This is a genomic window from Afipia massiliensis, from assembly GCF_001006325.2.
GTDB classification, from domain to species: Bacteria; Pseudomonadota; Alphaproteobacteria; order Rhizobiales; family Xanthobacteraceae; genus Afipia; species Afipia massiliensis_A.
The window spans coordinates 3,834,619-3,850,816 of sequence record NZ_LBIA02000001.1; the positions used below are offsets into that span (position 1 = coordinate 3,834,619).

Annotated in this window: 14 protein-coding genes and 1 pseudogene; 12 read left to right on the forward strand and 3 right to left on the reverse strand. The window is 61.8% G+C overall.

What is annotated here, in order from left to right; all coding sequences use genetic code 11:
- Positions 1–206 precede the first annotated feature (206 nt).
- The 8 genes from dusB (at position 207) to hflX (ending at position 10,405) form a co-directional block, all read left to right on the forward strand.
- A complete protein-coding gene (dusB, locus tag YH63_RS18540) occupies positions 207–1,232 on the forward strand; it encodes a tRNA dihydrouridine synthase DusB (protein ID WP_046829407.1) in 1,026 nt (341 codons plus the stop codon).
- Positions 1,229–2,398 carry a two-component system sensor histidine kinase NtrB gene (locus YH63_RS18545; protein WP_046826330.1) on the forward strand — a complete coding sequence of 390 codons (1,170 nt, stop codon included), beginning with the start codon at positions 1,229–1,231 and terminating at the stop codon, positions 2,396–2,398. The genes dusB and YH63_RS18545 overlap by 4 nt, the downstream gene beginning before the upstream one ends.
- Positions 2,399–2,400: 2 nt before the next feature.
- Entirely contained in the window at positions 2,401–3,843 is a 1,443-nt protein-coding gene (gene ntrC / locus YH63_RS18550; RefSeq protein WP_046826329.1) for a nitrogen regulation protein NR(I), read from the forward strand.
- Between the two features lie 236 nt (positions 3,844–4,079).
- Positions 4,080–6,350: a sensor histidine kinase NtrY-like gene (locus YH63_RS18555; protein WP_046826328.1), complete on the forward strand. Its 2,271-nt coding sequence runs from the start codon at positions 4,080–4,082 to the stop codon at positions 6,348–6,350.
- Positions 6,351–6,367: 17 nt separating this feature from the next.
- On the forward strand, positions 6,368–7,738 hold the full coding sequence (locus YH63_RS18560; protein ID WP_046826327.1) for a sigma-54-dependent transcriptional regulator: 1,371 nt from the start codon (positions 6,368–6,370) through the stop codon (positions 7,736–7,738).
- Positions 7,739–7,740: 2 nt separating this feature from the next.
- A complete protein-coding gene (locus YH63_RS18565; RefSeq protein WP_046826326.1) occupies positions 7,741–8,598 on the forward strand; it encodes a D-amino-acid transaminase in 858 nt (285 codons plus the stop codon).
- Positions 8,599–8,767: 169 nt separating this feature from the next.
- Positions 8,768–9,016 carry an RNA chaperone Hfq gene (hfq, locus tag YH63_RS18570; protein ID WP_006020546.1) on the forward strand — a complete coding sequence of 83 codons (249 nt, stop codon included), beginning with the start codon at positions 8,768–8,770 and terminating at the stop codon, positions 9,014–9,016.
- Positions 9,017–9,028: 12 nt separating this feature from the next.
- On the forward strand, positions 9,029–10,405 hold the full coding sequence (hflX, locus tag YH63_RS18575; RefSeq protein ID WP_046826325.1) for a GTPase HflX: 1,377 nt from the start codon (positions 9,029–9,031) through the stop codon (positions 10,403–10,405).
- An 18-nt stretch (positions 10,406–10,423) separates the two neighbouring features.
- On the opposite strand, the gene mazG is transcribed toward hflX, so the two are convergent.
- Positions 10,424–11,239 carry a nucleoside triphosphate pyrophosphohydrolase gene (gene mazG, locus YH63_RS18580; protein ID WP_046826324.1) on the reverse strand — a complete coding sequence of 272 codons (816 nt, stop codon included), beginning with the start codon at positions 11,237–11,239 and terminating at the stop codon, positions 10,424–10,426.
- Positions 11,240–11,334: 95 nt separating this feature from the next.
- Here mazG and queC point away from each other — a divergent pair, with 95 nt between their 5' ends.
- Both queC and YH63_RS18590 read left to right on the forward strand, forming a co-directional pair.
- Positions 11,335–12,063: a 7-cyano-7-deazaguanine synthase QueC gene (queC, locus tag YH63_RS18585; protein ID WP_046826323.1), complete on the forward strand. Its 729-nt coding sequence runs from the start codon at positions 11,335–11,337 to the stop codon at positions 12,061–12,063.
- Positions 12,060–12,617 (forward strand): VUT family protein, encoded by a 558-nt coding sequence (locus YH63_RS18590; RefSeq protein ID WP_046826322.1) that lies wholly within the window; start codon positions 12,060–12,062, stop codon positions 12,615–12,617. Before queC ends, YH63_RS18590 begins: the two co-directional genes overlap by 4 nt.
- 2 nt (positions 12,618–12,619) lie before the next feature.
- Here YH63_RS18590 and YH63_RS18595 read toward each other — a convergent pair whose 3' ends face one another.
- On the reverse strand, positions 12,620–13,453 hold the full coding sequence (locus YH63_RS18595) for an enoyl-CoA hydratase/isomerase family protein (protein WP_046826321.1): 834 nt from the start codon (positions 13,451–13,453) through the stop codon (positions 12,620–12,622).
- Between the two features lie 136 nt (positions 13,454–13,589).
- Between YH63_RS18595 and YH63_RS18600 the strand changes: the two genes are divergently transcribed.
- Entirely contained in the window at positions 13,590–13,841 is a 252-nt protein-coding gene (locus YH63_RS18600) for a DUF1272 domain-containing protein (protein ID WP_046826320.1), read from the forward strand.
- Between the two features lie 62 nt (positions 13,842–13,903).
- On the opposite strand, the gene YH63_RS18605 is transcribed toward YH63_RS18600, so the two are convergent.
- The gene (locus tag YH63_RS18605) at positions 13,904–14,482 is read right to left on the reverse strand and encodes a thermonuclease family protein (RefSeq protein WP_083992517.1); all 579 of its coding nucleotides are present in this window, start codon (positions 14,480–14,482) and stop codon (positions 13,904–13,906) included.
- Positions 14,483–14,660: 178 nt separating this feature from the next.
- On the opposite strand from YH63_RS18605, the pseudogene YH63_RS18610 reads away from it, so the two are divergent.
- Positions 14,661–16,181: pseudogene (locus YH63_RS18610) on the forward strand (alpha-amylase family glycosyl hydrolase); the annotation flags it as partial.
- Positions 16,182–16,198 lie beyond the last annotated feature (17 nt).

The window sequence follows — 16,198 nt, forward strand, 5'->3', positions numbered from 1 at the left end:
TTGGGTGCTGCCCTTAGCATATTTGGGTCGGGAACAGCACGATTCCGCAACCCTGTGAAGAATTTGGAAGAATTGGTGCGTTGCACTTGCGCACCGCCCATAAATGGCTAAAGTGTAGGCATGATTTTGCGATGCTTAGAAATTGAGCTGCGCGCCCTCCGCAATGAGGCGGGGTTCGTCAGAAAACGGGATACGCGGTGATCGGCATGGCTCCGGCACGTCAGGCAGCGCTGACCATTGGCGATATCGAGGTTGCCAATCGCGTCCTCCTCGCCCCGATGTCCGGGGTGACCGATGCTCCGTTCCGCCGCATTGCTGCCGAGCTGGGCGCCGGCCTCGTTGTCTCCGAAATGACGGCTAGCGACGATCTCGCGCGCGGCCGCCCAATGTCCGTCCTGCGCTGTGAAGCCGCCGGTATCGGCCCGCATGTGGTTCAGCTCGCCGGCTGTGAAACGCACTGGATGGCCGAGGGCGCGCGCATCGCGGAAGCCGCCGGAGCCGACATTATCGACATCAATATGGGCTGCCCGGCGCGTCACGTGACCGGCGGCCAGTCCGGCTCCGCGCTGATGCGCGATCTCGATCATGCGCTGCGGCTTGTTGAAGCCACGGTGTCTGCGGTCAGCGTCCCGGTGACGCTGAAGATGCGGCTGGGCTGGGACGACACGTCGCTCAACGCACCGGAGCTTGCACGCCGTGCGGAAGCGGCAGGCGTGAAAATGATCACCGTCCACGGCCGCACGCGCTGCCAGTTTTACAAGGGAAGCGCCGACTGGACTGCGGTGCGGCCGGTCAAGGATGCTGTGACCGTGCCTGTGGTGGTCAACGGCGACATCACCTCGTTCGAACAAGCCGCTATCGCGCTCGAAGCTTCTGGCGCGGACGCGGTCATGATCGGACGCGGCGCGCAGGGGCAGCCGTGGCTGCCCGGGCAGATCGCCCGTCGTCTCGACGGCGGCGAACTCGAACAGACGCCGCAACTCAGCACGCAACTGGACCATCTCTGCAATCTCTACGATCAGGTGGTCGAGCACTACGGACCTCGTGTCGGCACACGCCACGCGCGCAAGCATCTCGGCTGGGCGCTCGATGTGGCCGCGAAGGGGAGTGCTGCGTCCGGCGATGTCCTCAAGCGATGGCGGCAGATCATCCTGACCGCAACCGAGCCGGCTCAAGTACGCCGCTCGCTTCACGATGCCTTTGGCGAATTTTCCTGGAGCGCAGCTGCATGAGCAACGTCGCCGAACAACGCGCTCCGCAGCTCGCCAACAGCGATGCCATTCTGAATGCGTTGCCCAATCCGGTGATGCTGATTGCTCCGGACGGCAAAATTCTCGACGCGAACATCGCTGCGGAATCATTCTTTGAGACGTCTATCCCGCATTTGCAGCGGCAGATGCTGCGCGAACTCGTACCGTTCGGCAGCCCGCTGCTTGCGTTGATCGATCAGGTGCGCCGTACCGGCTCCGCTGTGAACGAATACAAGGTCGACCTCGGCACGCCGAGAATCGGCGGCGATCGTCAGGTCGATCTTCACGTCGCGCCGCTGGGGGAACATCCGGGCCACATCGTTGTGATGCTTCAGGAGCGCACCATCGCCGACAAGATGGACCGGCAGCTCACTCATCGCAGCGCCGCCCGTTCGGTGATTGCGCTGGCCGCAATGCTGGCACACGAAATAAAGAATCCGCTGTCGGGCATTCGCGGTGCCGCGCAATTGCTCGAACAGGCAGCGTCGCCGGAAGACCGCACGCTGACACGTCTGATCTGCGACGAGGCGGACCGGATCGTAACTCTCGTTGACCGCATGGAAGTGTTCGGTGATGAGCGTCCTGTGGCGCGCGGACCGGTCAACATCCATTCCGTGTTCGATCACGTGAAGCGTCTCGCGCAATCGGGCTTTGCGCGCAACGTCAAGTTCGTCGAGGAATACGATCCATCGCTGCCGCCAGTCCTCGCCAACCAGGATCAGCTGATTCAGGTGTTTCTGAATCTGGTCAAGAATGCTGCCGAAGCGGTGACGGATTTAGGCACCGACGGAGAAATCCAGCTCACTACAGCGTTCAGGCCTGGCGTACGTCTTTCGATTCCGGGCAAGAAATCACGGGTGTCTTTGCCGCTGGAATTCTGTGTGAAGGACAACGGTCACGGCGTTCCGGATGACCTTCTTGCAAATCTTTTCGATCCGTTCGTGACCACGAAACCGACGGGAAGCGGGCTCGGTCTCGCCCTCGTCGCCAAGATCGTCAACGATCACGGCGGCATCATCGAATGTGAATCGCAGCCGCGCAAAACGGTGTTCCGCGTGTTGCTGCCGATGTTCAACCCAACCAAAAGCAATAGCGACGCGCGCCCGGGAACGCCGTTGCATGCCTCACAGACTGCAGATGAGGACTAAAAATGCCCGCAGGTAGCATACTTGTCGCTGACGACGACACAGCCATCCGAACCGTCCTCAATCAGGCGCTGTCACGCGCCGGATACGAGGTGCGGTTGACCGGAAATGCCGCCACGCTGTGGCGCTGGGTCAGCCAGGGCGAGGGGGATCTCGTCATCACCGACGTCGTGATGCCGGACGAGAACGCTTTCGATCTGCTGCCGCGGATCAAGAAGATGCGCCCCAATCTGCCGGTCATCGTCATGAGCGCGCAAAACACGTTCATGACGGCGATCAGGGCGTCGGAACGCGGCGCGTATGAGTATCTGCCGAAGCCGTTCGATCTGAAGGAACTGATCGCAATCGTCGGCCGCGCATTGTCGGAGCCGAAGGAGCGTCCGGCCTCGGTCAAGGACGAGGGGGAATTCGATTCCATTCCGCTGGTCGGCCGTTCGCCGGCGATGCAGGAAATCTATCGCGTGCTCGCACGCCTGATGCAGACCGATCTGACGGTGATGATCTCCGGCGAGTCCGGCACCGGCAAGGAATTGGTCGCACGCGCGCTTCATGACTATGGCAAGCGCCGCAACGGTCCATTCGTCGCCGTCAACATGGCGGCAATCCCGCGTGACCTCATCGAGTCTGAACTGTTCGGACACGAACGCGGCGCGTTCACCGGCGCGAATGCCCGCGCGACCGGCCGCTTCGAACAGGCCGAGGGCGGCACCCTGTTCCTCGACGAAATCGGCGACATGCCTATGGAGGCGCAAACCCGCTTGCTGCGCGTGTTGCAGCAGGGCGAGTACACCACGGTCGGCGGCCGCACCCCGATCAAGACCGACGTGCGGATCGTCGCGGCCAGCAACAAGGACCTGCGCATCCTGATTCAGCAGGGCCTGTTCCGCGAAGATCTGTTCTTCCGTCTCAACGTGGTGCCGCTGCGGCTTCCGCCGCTGCGCGAGCGCATCGAGGATTTGCCTGACCTGATCCGGCACTTCTTTGCTCTGGCGGAGAAGGATGGCCTGCCGCCAAAGAAACTCGACGCGCAGGCGCTGGAGCGGCTCAAACAGCATCGCTGGCCTGGCAACGTCCGCGAGCTTGAAAACCTCGCGCGCCGGCTTGCCGCGCTCTATCCGCAGGACGTCATTACAGGCTCTGTCATCGAGGGTGAACTGGCGCCGCCTGCTGTCGTCTCCGGTGGCAGCATGCCGCAAAACGTCGACAACCTTGGGGGCGCGGTCGAGATGTACCTGGCATCGCATTTCGCCGGCTTCCCGAATGGGCTGCCGCCGCCGGGGCTTTACCATCGCATCTTGAAGGAGATCGAAATCCCGCTGCTCACGGCGGCGCTGGCGGCCAATCGCGGCAACCAGATCAGGGCTGCGGATCTGCTGGGCTTGAACCGGAACACCCTGCGCAAGAAGATCCGGGATCTCGATATTCAGGTCTATCGCAGCGGCAGCTAGTTAGTCCTTGGCGCTCTTTCCCGGGCAGCGAATTCTGCTCGGGGCAGGTCGCGTGGCATTCCGGTGACTGGATCGATGCTGAAAGCCCTTTGCTAGGGTTAGAACCGGTTGAAGGTGTTGCTTTGTTCGTTGGCACGCCTAGGAATTGTCGCAATTCAGCAACATTGTGATATGAATGCATCACTGGATACGGCAACCGCCGTGTTCCGGCAATTTGGCCTGACACGATCCCCCGCATGAGCGCAGTAGAGGCGTCGGCCCAATCCATTGAACAGTCGGCTGCCGAGCCGGCCAGCCGGCCGTGGCATCGGCTATTGGCCCCGTTTGCCGTCGCGGTTGCGCTGCTGTCGGCCTTCCTGACCTTCGTAGTGCTGACCGGGCTGACCCCGATTGCACCGACCCACGAAATCGTCGTCACGTTTCTCCTGATCAACGGCGCAACCATCCTGTTGCTGCTCGGGATCATCGCGCGCGAGGTGTGGCAGGTCGTTCAGGCCCGGCGCCGCGGCCGGGCTGCCGCGCGCCTCCATGTTCAGATCGTCAGCCTGTTCTCGGTGATCGCGGTGTTACCGGCGGTGCTGGTGTCGATCGTCGCCAATGTCACCATCGATCGCGGTCTGGATCGGTTGTTTTCGGTTCGCACCCGCGCGGTGATCGAGAATTCGCTGATCGTCGCCAATGCCTATGTCTACGAGCACGCCCAACTCATTCGCGGCGACATCCTCGGGATGTCGAACGACATCGCGCGTGCGCGGCCACTGTACGATCAGGACCGGCAGACCTTCCGCAGCCTACTGACGTCGAGCGCGAAGTCGCGCAATCTTCCCGGCGCCATGATCATCGACAAGGATCGCAACATCCTCGAAACGGCGGCAACCGGTATCCGGCAGGACTTCCAGACACCGGCCGCAGACTTCCTCAAGAACGTCACGGAGGAAGACCCCCAGATCGCGGTGTTCATCGAACAAAATTACGTTGCCGCGGTCATCCGCCTGCGCGCGTTTCAGGACACGTTTCTCTACGTGGCGCGGCTGCTCGACCCGCGTGTCGTTGCCCAGTTGCAGCAGACACAGGCGAGCGTGAAGGAATACGCCGAACTCGAATCGCGGCGTCTCGGAATTCAGGTCGCCTTCGCGCTGATGTTCACCGTGATCGCGCTGACCGTGCTGATGTCGTCGGTGCTGATTGGCCTGAATTTCGCCAACTGGCTGGTTGCTCCGATTCGGCGACTGATGGGCGCCGCGAATCTCGTCTCCACCGGTGACCTCCACGTTCAGGTCCCCGTCATTAAATCCGAAGGCGACCTCGCCAGTCTAGGCGAGACTTTCAACAAAATGACGCAGGAGTTGCGGACACAGCGCGACGATCTCATGAATGCGAGCGGGCTGATCGACAGCCGCCGGCGGTTCATCGAGGCCGTTCTCTCATCCGCAAGCGCCGGCATCATCGGCGTCGATGGCGCTGGCAAGATCGCTGTCCTCAATCGCTCTGCGGAGAAATTGATCGGGCATTCGGAATCCGAGGTCTTGAGCAAGCCGTTGTCCGAGATCGTGCCTGAACTGAACGATCTGATGGCGACGGCGCGCAGCAGTGCGCAACGGCTGTTGCAGGGCCAGATCGAGATCAGCCGCGATAGCGTCGAACGCAACCTGTCGGTGCGCGTCAGTTCTGAACAGACCGGACAATCCAACGAGAGCTACATCATTACCCTCGACGATATTACCGAGCTGGTCACGGCGCAGCGTACCTCGGCATGGGCGGACGTTGCGCGCCGAATCGCTCACGAGATCAAGAACCCGCTGACGCCGATCCAGTTGTCCGCCGAGCGCATTCGCCGCAAGTTCGGCAAGGTGATCACCGAGGACCGGCCGATCTTCGATCAGTGCACGGATACGATCATCCGTCAGGTCGATGACATTCGCAGGATGGTGGACGAATTCTCGAAATTCGCGCGCATGCCCAAGCCGGTGATCGAGGGCGAGGATGTCGCGGACACCGTTCGTCAGGTCGTATTCCTGATGCGCGTCGGACATCCCGATGTCGATATCGAAGCCGATATCAAGCAAGAGCCGATGCATGCGAAGTTCGACCGGCGGTTGATCTCGCAAGGGCTGACCAACATCATCAAGAACGCGACCGAAGCTATCGGCGCGGTTCCTCCCGGAGAGATCGAGCGCGGACACATTAATGTCATCGCCGCGCGCGAGAACGACGATATCGTGATCGACGTTGTGGACAACGGAATCGGGTTGCCCAAAGAAAGCCGCGCGCGCCTGCTTGAGCCGTATGTCACCACCCGCGAGAAAGGCACCGGGCTGGGCCTCGCGATTGTCGGCCGTGTTCTGGAAGATCACGGCGGACGCATCGAACTGAACGACGCATCCGCCCTTCGTCCCGGTGCACGGGGCGCATGGGTGCGAATGAGATTCTCCGTCCTCGGCCAGGCGAAAGACGCCGGTGCCGCGGAATCCAATGAAATAAAAGCAGAAGCCGTAACCGGCAATTGACAGAACGGGCATGATTTATGGCCAATGACATTTTGATCGTCGATGACGAAGCAGACATTCGAGACCTCGTTGCGGGTATTCTCGATGACGAAGGTTTCAAGACGCGCACCGCGCGCGACAGCGATACCGCGCTGGCAGAGATTTCGGGCCGCCGGCCGAACCTGATATTCCTCGACATCTGGCTTCAGGGCAGTCGTCTGGATGGGTTGCAGCTGCTTGAGCAGATCAAGCTCGAGCATCCCGAAGTGCCGGTCGTGATGATTTCGGGGCACGGCAATATCGAAACAGCGGTCGCGGCAATCAAGCGCGGCGCCTACGACTTCATCGAGAAGCCGTTCAAGGCGGACCGATTGATTCTCGTCGCCAACCGCGCGCTGGAAACGTCGCGGCTCAAACGTGAGGTGCGCGAACTCAAACAGCATGCGCCGTCGTCCGGAACGCTGGTTGGCCGCTCCCCCAGTATGAACCAACTGCGTCAGACCATCGATCGCGCAGCCAAGGCCAATAGCCGCATCATGATCGTCGGCCCGTCAGGGGGCGGCAAGGAACTCGCGGCGCGCACGCTGCATGCGATGTCCAGCCGCGCCGATGGACCGTTCGTCGTCATCAATGCCGCGGCGATTACGCCCGAGCGGATGGAAGTCGAACTGTTCGGTGTCGAGTTGTCGGACGGCGAGACCGGCCGCAAGCCGGGCGCGCTCGAAGAGGCGCATGGCGGCACCTTGTTTATCGATGAGATCGCCGACATGCCGCGCGAAACCCAGAACAGGATTCTGCGTGTACTGGTCGATCAGACGTTCCAGCGGGCAGGCGGCACCACCAAAGTCAGCGTCGATGTCCGCATCGTGTCCTCGACAGCGCGCAATCTCGAAGCCGAGATCGCCGAGGGAAAATTCCGCGAAGATCTTTATCACCGGCTTTCTGTCGTTCCGATCCGCGTGCCGCCGCTCTCGGAGCGCCGCGAGGACATTCCAGACCTCGTCGAATATTTCATGGACCAGATCTCGTCCGCGACCGGCCTGCCGAAACGTCGGATCGGAGAGGACGCGATGGCGGTTCTGCAGTCGCATGTCTGGCCGGGCAACGTCCGGCAACTTCGCAACAACGTCGAGCGCGTGATGATCCTGGCCGGCGGCGATGCCGAGGCGGCCATCACCGCGGACATGCTGCCGCAGGATGTCGGCTCGATGATCCCGGCCATGCCGACCGGTAACAACGGCGAGCACATCATGGGTCTGCCGCTGCGCGAAGCCCGCGAAGTGTTCGAGCGCGATTACCTGATTGCGCAGATCAGCCGCTTCTCGGGCAACATCTCGCGAACGGCTGAATTCGTCGGCATGGAGCGCTCCGCCCTGCATCGCAAGCTCAAGGCGCTGGGTGTAGGTTAAACATGTCCCGCATTGCCTATGTGAACGGCCAATACCGCGACATGCGGGACGCCAGCGTGAACATCGAGGACCGCGGCTATCAGTTTTCCGATGGTGTCTACGAGGTCTGCGAGATCAGGGGCGGCAAAGTCGTCGATATGCCGCGCCACCTGACGCGACTGCAGCGCTCGCTGCGCGAGTTGCGCATCGACATGCCGATGCCGCTGGCCGCACTGGAAATCGTGATCCACGAGACCGTGCGGCGAAATCGCGTCAGTTACGGAATCGTCTATCTGCAGGTCACGCGCGGCGTCGCGCGGCGGGATCATGCATTCCCGGTCAATCCGGTGAAACCGGCCCTGGTGGTGACCGCGCGCGGTCTCAATCTTCAGAAAAATCAGGACACCGCTGCGAAGGGCATCGGCGTCATCACCGTGCCCGAGAACCGCTGGCCGCGCGTCGACATCAAATCCGTGTCGCTATTGCCCAACGTGCTGGCGAAACAGCAGGCGCGCGAGAACAGCGCTTATGAGGCGTGGTTTGTCGATCACAACGGTCATGTCACCGAAGGCTCATCGAGCAATGCCTGGATCGTGACCACGGATGGCAAAGTGATCACCCGATCAGTTGACAGCGGCATCCTGGCCGGGATCACCCGCGCCGTGCTGATGGAGGTGCTGGCGGCGCTCCAGATCAAACTCGAGGAACGGCCGTTCACCCCTGCCGAGGCTTATGAAGCGGCTGAGGCGTTCGTGACGGCTTCCAGCCAGATCGTCATGCCGGTGGTCCGGATCGACGGCCGCAACATCGGAGACGGTAAGCCGGGCTCCATTTCCATGCGGTTGCGTGAAGAATTCCACCGTTTTTCAGCATTTTCGTAAGTTTTTCCGCCCTTTGGCCGCTTAGCCGGGTACCACGGTCTTGCCTAACAACCGGGCGTGTCCTTTAATCGCGCTGCAGCACCCGGAGGGGGATCTCAGGGACGCCGGCAGCCAGACTACGCCCCGAAGAGGGCAGGCTGGCCCAAAAACAAGAATGCGGGATAAGAAAATGGCGGCAGACCGCGCACAAAACCTACAAGACACTTTTCTCAATCACGTTCGCAAAACCAAAACGCCACTGACGATCTTTCTGGTCAATGGAGTGAAGCTGCAGGGCATTGTCACCTGGTTCGACAATTTCTGCCTGCTGCTTCGGCGCGATGGTCACTCGCAGCTTGTCTACAAGCATGCGATCTCGACAATCATGCCGGGCGCTCCGATCCAGTTGTTCGAAGGCGGCGAGGACGCGCCAGCTTGAGATTGAACTGACTTGGAACCCCGGAACTTCGACGGGGCCGCTGACCGTCCGCGGTCGGCGAGGGGCGATACAGGACGGGTGCTGGTCATCGGTCCTTACAAACGTGCGCGACGGGGTGATCCTGACGCGCCAACGATATCCCATGGCACACGCAATCCTGACGCCCGGCTTGAAGAAGCCGTCGGCCTGGCGCGCGCCATTGATCTGACCGTGGCGGAAGCGGTCGTGGCACCGCTGAGCGAGATCCGGCCTGCGACCTATCTCGGCAAGGGCAAGGTCGAGGAGATGATCGGCCTGATCAAGGCCAACGATGTCGATCTGGTCGTGATGGATTGCGCGCTGTCACCGGTTCAGCAGCGCAACCTCGAAAAGGAATGGAATGCGAAGGTGCTCGACCGCACCGGCCTCATTCTGGAAATTTTCGGCCGCCGCGCGAAGACCCGCGAAGGCACGTTGCAGGTCGAACTCGCACATTTGAACTATCAGCGCAGCCGCCTCGTGCGGTCGTGGACCCATCTCGAACGCCAACGCGGCGGATTCGGCTTCATGGGCGGCCCGGGCGAAACCCAGATCGAAGCCGACCGCCGCATGATCGGCGAGCGCATCACGCGCATCGAGAATGAGATCAAGAAGGTACAGGCGACGCGCCGGCTGCACCGGGCAGGGCGCCAGCGGGTGCCCTACCGTGTCGTCGCGCTGGTCGGTTACACCAATGCCGGCAAGTCCACGCTGTTCAACCGGCTGACCCGCGCCGATGTGCAGGCCGCCGACATGCTGTTCGCGACGCTGGATCCGACGTTGCGCGCGCTAACGTTGCCGCACGGTGGCAAAGCGATGCTGTCCGACACGGTCGGATTTATTTCCGATTTGCCGACCATGCTGGTGGCAGCCTTCCGCGCCACACTGGAAGAAGTCATCGAGGCCGACGTCATCCTGCATGTGCGTGATATTTCGCATGAGGATGCCGAAGCCCAGCAACACGACGTCGAGAATGTGCTGCGCCAGCTTGGCATCGATCCGGACAGCGGCCAGCGCATCCTGGAGGTCTGGAACAAGATCGATCGCTTCGACGAAGAAGGCCGCGCCAACCTCATGAATATCGCCGCGCGCCGGCCTGCCGAGCGGCCATGTTTTCCTGTCTCGGCCGAAACCGGCGAAGGCATCGACGCGCTTCTCACCGCCATCGAGGATCGTCTTGCGACCACGCGAGTGACGCTCGAACTCTCCATCGATGCCTCAGACGGCGCGGGCATCAGCTGGCTGCACCGGAACGCTGAAGTGCTCGACAAGAATCTGCTGGACGGCCGTTTTGCCATGACCGTGCGTGTCGATGAAACCAAACGCGACATCACCATTGCCAAGTTCGGCGCAGTGCCCAGCACGCATTGAAACGCGCATGCCGCGAGATTACTTCGCGGTTTTTGCCTCGTTCCACAACGCATCCATTTCGGCCAGCGTCGCGGCTTCCAGCGATGAACCGCGCGCGGCCAGGGTACGTTCGATATAGGCGAAGCGCCGCTCGAACTTCGCATTGGTTGCTCGCAACGCCATCTCGGGATCAGCCTTGGCATGACGGGCCAGATTGACGACGGCGAACAGCAGATCGCCGGTTTCCTCGGCAATGTGGGCATCGTTGCCGCTGTCCAGCGCCGCTTCGATTTCGTCGGCTTCCTCGCGGATCTTCGCCAGCACTGCGCGAGGGTCGTTCCAGTCGAAGCCGACGGTCGAGGCGGTGCGCTGCAAATCCATCGCCCGTGCGAGCGCCGGCTGGCTCTTTTTCACACTCTCCAGCAGGCCGGGCTTTGCGTCGGGAGTCTCACCGCGCAACGCCGCGCGCTCGGCCTTTTCTTCAGCCTTGATGCTGTGCCACAGGCCCTTCACTTCGTCAGGCGTCATGTGCCCGGCTTTTTCGCCGAACACATGGGGATGGCGCCGGGTCATTTTCGTCGTAATGGCATTGACCACGTCGCCGAAGGCGAATGCGCCTTGCTCCTCGGCCATCCGCGCATGAAACACCACCTGAAGCAGCAGATCGCCGAGTTCTTCCTTCAGGTCTTCGAGATCGTCCCGTGCGATTGCCTCCGCGACCTCATAGGCTTCCTCGATGGTGTAGGGCGCGATGGTCGCGAAGGTCTGCTCCAGATCCCATGGGCATCCGGTTTCGGGCGTGCGCAGCGCCGCCATGATGTCGAGGAGTTCGGAGATGTCGCGGGAAGGAGGCATGGCGCACCACGGGCATGAAAGGGCTTGCCCTCTATGCCGCAATGACGGTCTGGAGACAATTGGCGGAGCGGTGTCCGGATGCTAAGTGCAGTCTCATGACAGAGTTGGGCCAAAACAACGCAGCCTTGGTGCTTTTCTCCGGCGGGCAGGATTCCGCGACGTGCCTGGCGTGGGCGCTGGCGCGCTTTACGCGCGTGGAAACCATCGGGTTTTCCTACGGCCAACGCCACGCCGTTGAACTGGACAGCCGGGCGAAACTGATCGACGGCATGATGGCGCTCCGCCCCGAATGGGCTTCAAAGCTGGGCGAAAACCACACCCTGGATGTTCCGACGCTCGGCGACATCTCGGAGACCGCTCTGACGCGCGACACCGCGATTGAAATGGGCGAGGGCGGCCTGCCCAACACCTTCGTGCCCGGTCGCAATCTGGTGTTCCTGACCTTCGCCGCCGCGCTGGCCTACCGGCGGGGCGTCACCCACATTGTCGGCGGCATGTGCGAAACGGATTTCTCAGGCTATCCCGACTGCCGCGACGAAACCATCAAGGCACTCAATGTGGCGCTCAATCTCGGCATGGCGCGTCCGTTCGAACTGCACACGCCGCTGATGTGGCGCGACAAGGCCGACACCTGGGCGCTGGCGGAAGAACTCGGCGGCAAGGGGCTGGTCGATCTGATCGTTGAACACTCCCACACCTGCTATCTCGGTGAACGCGGCGCGCGTCACGATTGGGGCTACGGCTGCGGCGAATGTCCCGCTTGCAGCCTGCGCGCCAAGGGCTGGGCGGCTTATGCTGCGCACGCCGTCCCCGAAGCGCGATGACGCTCGCTCGACGTCTTCGCGCGGAAGGCTTTGTTTTCCTTGCCGCCTATATCGCCTGCATCCCGATCGCGAACTGGCTGATCCAGCACATCGGAACTGTCTGCCCACCCGATGGACCGTGTCTTATCCCGGTGGCGCCGGGTCTGATGGCGCCGAGCGGCGTGCTGATGGCCGGCCTCGCGCTGGTGCTGCGCGATCTGGTGCAGCGGCGGCTTGGCGTGACATACGGGTTGGCGGCGATCGGAGCAGGGACCGTGCTCTCGGCGGCGCTGGCCCCCGCGTCGCTTGTGGTCGCGTCAGCGGTTGCGTTCCTGTTGTCGGAACTGGCCGACTTCGCGGTCTATACCCCACTGCAAAAGCGCGGGCTTGTGCTCGCCGTCGCGGCGAGCAGCCTTGTTGGACTGGTCGCTGACTCGCTGCTGTTTCTGTGGCTCGCCTTCGGCAGCCTCGATTTTCTATCGGGTCAGATCGTTGGCAAGGTCGTGATGGTGCTGCTCACGCTGCCGGCGATCCGCTGGCTGCGCAACAGGGATGAGCGACTGGGCGTCACGTAGGCTCAGCGCCCCTTGAAATCGGCTGGCCGCTTTTCGAGGAACGATGCAAGGCCTTCACGAAAATCCTGCGTTCGCATCAAGGGCAGCAGTTGCAGGAAGACGTGGTGAACGTGATCGTTGAAATTCTCCGAAAGCCCGACGCGCATCATGCGCTTGGCTGACTGAACCGCCAATGGTGCATTGGCTGCGATCTCGGCCGCAAGCGCGCGGGCGCGCGGCATTAGTTCGGCGTCGGGAACGACGTGATTGGTCAGGCCCATCTCAAGGCTTTCCTTGGCCGACAGCGTGCGCCCCGTGAAGATGATTTCGGCGGCCTTCGCCCAGCCGAGCATGCGCGGCAGAAACCAAGTCCCGCCTGACTCCGGCACGATGCCGCGCTTGACGAAGGCGGCCGCGAACTTCGCGCTTTCGGCCATGATGCGAATGTCGCAGCCCAGTGCCGTGTCCATGCCGTAGCCGGCGGCGGCGCCATTGAGCGCGCAGATCGTCGGCTTCTCCATGTTGAACAGGATCGTGGGTGGCGCGGTCTTGAGGTCGAGCGTTGTCCGTGCGCCGTCGGCATCATTCTGCGAGCCGATTCCGGTGCCGCTGGATGCGCTGGCCACATCGAGGCCGGCGCAGAAGGCGCGTCCCGTCGCGGTGAGAATGACGACACGCACGGCAGGATCGTTGTCCGCCTGCAGAAGCAATTGACCGAGCTGTTCCAGCATCGGACGCGAGATCGTGTTCAGCCGCTCCGGGCGATTGAGCGTGATGGTGGCGATGTTGCCGTCGACCGCATAGAGCACTTCCGACTCGGCGATACGGGATTCCGGCACTCTTTCGGTCTTCGACATTTGGCATTTCCTCATTTTTTCTGCGCGCAGGTAAGATCAAAAGCCGCCACGGCGCAAGCGCTGGACACCGCTCGGCTGCCTTGCGCGCGCTGTGGCAGCCGCATAGACTCGAGAAGCCGCGCACGGGAGAAGCACAATGATGAAGCTCAAGCCGAACTGCGAATGTTGCGACAAGGATCTGCCGCCGGAGAGCGGCGAGGCTGTGATCTGCACGTTCGAGTGCACGTTCTGCGCAACCTGCGCCGATACCGTGTTTGGCGGCGTCTGTCCGAACTGCGGCGGAAATTTTGTGCCGCGCCCGATCAGGCCTGCAGCGATGTTGCGGAAGTATCCGGCTTCGACCGAGCGACATCTGCGCGAACAGCCGTGTCTGGCGAAAGCGGGCTGAGCATGATCCGGAAAAGTGGGAACCGGTTTTCCGACAAGATCATGCTCGTATAATCAAAGCCCTCAATCTTTGCGATTGTCTGTTCGCGGATGCTGCTGCCGCCACTCGCGCGGCGGCGTGAACGATCCGGCCCACAATCCGCGCTTCGCGGACTTCGCCTCGTCCTGCTGCACGCCATAGATATTCGCGACACCTGACGTCATGGCCCAGCCCTGCCGGACCATCCAGGCGTTGATGTCGGTGCCGTCGGGCAGGGTGCAGGTGGCCAGCGAGCGCCCATACTTGTCGATGGACTTTGGCTGGCACGTCAGATCTCGGCCGCGCACACGGCTTCGGAGCTGCGCCGAGGCCTGTCGGCCACACGGCCAGTCGCGGCCCTGGGCATCCAGGCACATCTGATCGAGTTCCGGTGCATCGATGTCGACGAGGCGAATCCGCGTCCCGGAAATTGTCAGCGTATCGCCGTCAGCGACAAGGGCATTGCCGGCAATGGGCGCGTCCGGAGTCCGCATCCAGCGTTCGACCGCATAAACACCAAGCGAGCCGATCAGCACGATCAGCATCACGCCCCAGCGCCTTGTATCCGAACCGAACCGTTCCGGTCCGCGTGGCTGCCGCCGCTGTGGCGTTTGAAAAATCATGCGCGAACGTAACTCGGCTCTGTGTGAAGGATTTATGTCGCGCAGTCGCGCAATGCGATTCATCACCTGAATTATGAACTTGCGCGCGCCGGGTTCAAGACAATCTTGCCAACGACCGCGTGCTGCGACTAAGTGCCGAAGAAGGACCATTCAATACTCAACTCATCCGGCCTGACATATGCAAGAGAGTTGTCCATGGTGGATGTCCGGCATCCTGTATCAGATCTATCCGCGTTCGTTTCAGGATTCGAACGGCGATGGCGTAGGTGATCTGCGCGGCGTCATTCAGCGATTGCCTTATCTGGTTGAGCTTGGCGTGGATGCGCTGTGGCTGTCGCCGATCTTTCCATCGCCAATGGAAGATTTCGGCTATGACATCTCGGACTACACCGGGATTGATCCGCTGTTCGGTTCGCTTGATGATTTCGATGCGCTGGTAGCGGCGGCCCACGAGTTGGGTCTGAAAGTCATTCTCGATCTGGTGCCAAATCACACATCAGAGCAGCATCCGTGGTTCATCGAAAGCCGCAGTTCGAAGACCAATCCCAAACGCGACTGGTACATCTGGCGTGATCCCAGCGGTGAGGGCGGCCCGCCCAACAACTGGCTCTCCGAATTCGGTGGCAGTTCGTGGGAGTTCGATGCTGTTACCGGACAGTATTACTATCACGCATTCCGGCGCAGTCAGCCGGACCTGAACTGGCGCAATCCGGAGGTGCGCCGGGCAATTCATAACGTGATGCGGTTCTGGCTGCGGCGCGGCGTCGATGGCTTCCGCGTCGATGTGATGTGGCATCTCATCAAGGATGAACTGCTGCGCGACAATCCGCCGAACCTCGACTATGTACCGGGACAGCAACCTTATCAGCAGTTGATACCGTCGTATTCGACCGACAGGCCTGAAGTACATGCCGTGGTGGCAGAGCTTCGACAGGTCATCGAAGAATGCGATGATCGCGTTCTGATCGGAGAAATCTATCTGTCGCCGGAGAAGCTCGTGGCCTATTACGGCCGTGACCTCGCCGGCGCGCATTTGCCATTCAACTTTGCGCTGATCTCGACGCCGTGGAACGCGCGTGCCGTCGCCAAGCTAATCGATGACTATGAAGCCGCGCTGCCGCCGGGCGCATGGCCCAACTGGGTGCTCGGCAACCACGACCGCCAGCGCATCGCCAGCCGGATCGGCGGCGATCAAGCCCGCGTCGCGGCGATGTTGCTGCTGACGCTCCGGGGAACGCCGACGCTGTATTACGGCGACGAGATCGGCATGCCGCAGGTCGACATTCAGCCGGATCAGGTGAGGGACCCGTGGGAGAAAAATCTGCCCGGTCTTGGTGTCGGCCGTGACGGCTGCCGCACGCCGATGCAATGGGATTCGACGCCGCAGGCGGGCTTCAGTGCTACCGAACCGTGGCTGCCGCTGAGCCGGAACTTCGCATCGGAAAATGTCATGACGCAGCGCCAGGACGCAGCGTGCATGCTCAGCCTGTACCGTGCGCTGATCGCGTTACGCCGTGCGAGACCTGAGCTGGCACTTGGCACGTACAAGCCACTCGGCGCGACCGAAAGTCTCCTGGTGTTTGCGCGCGAGCATCACGATCGACGGTCGTTGGTGGCTCTGAACTTTGGAAGAGAACCAGTGTCGTTCGAAACGAACAGTTCGCGCGGCCGGATACTGCTGTCGACGGTCATGGACCGCTAGGACGAGGTCGTGGA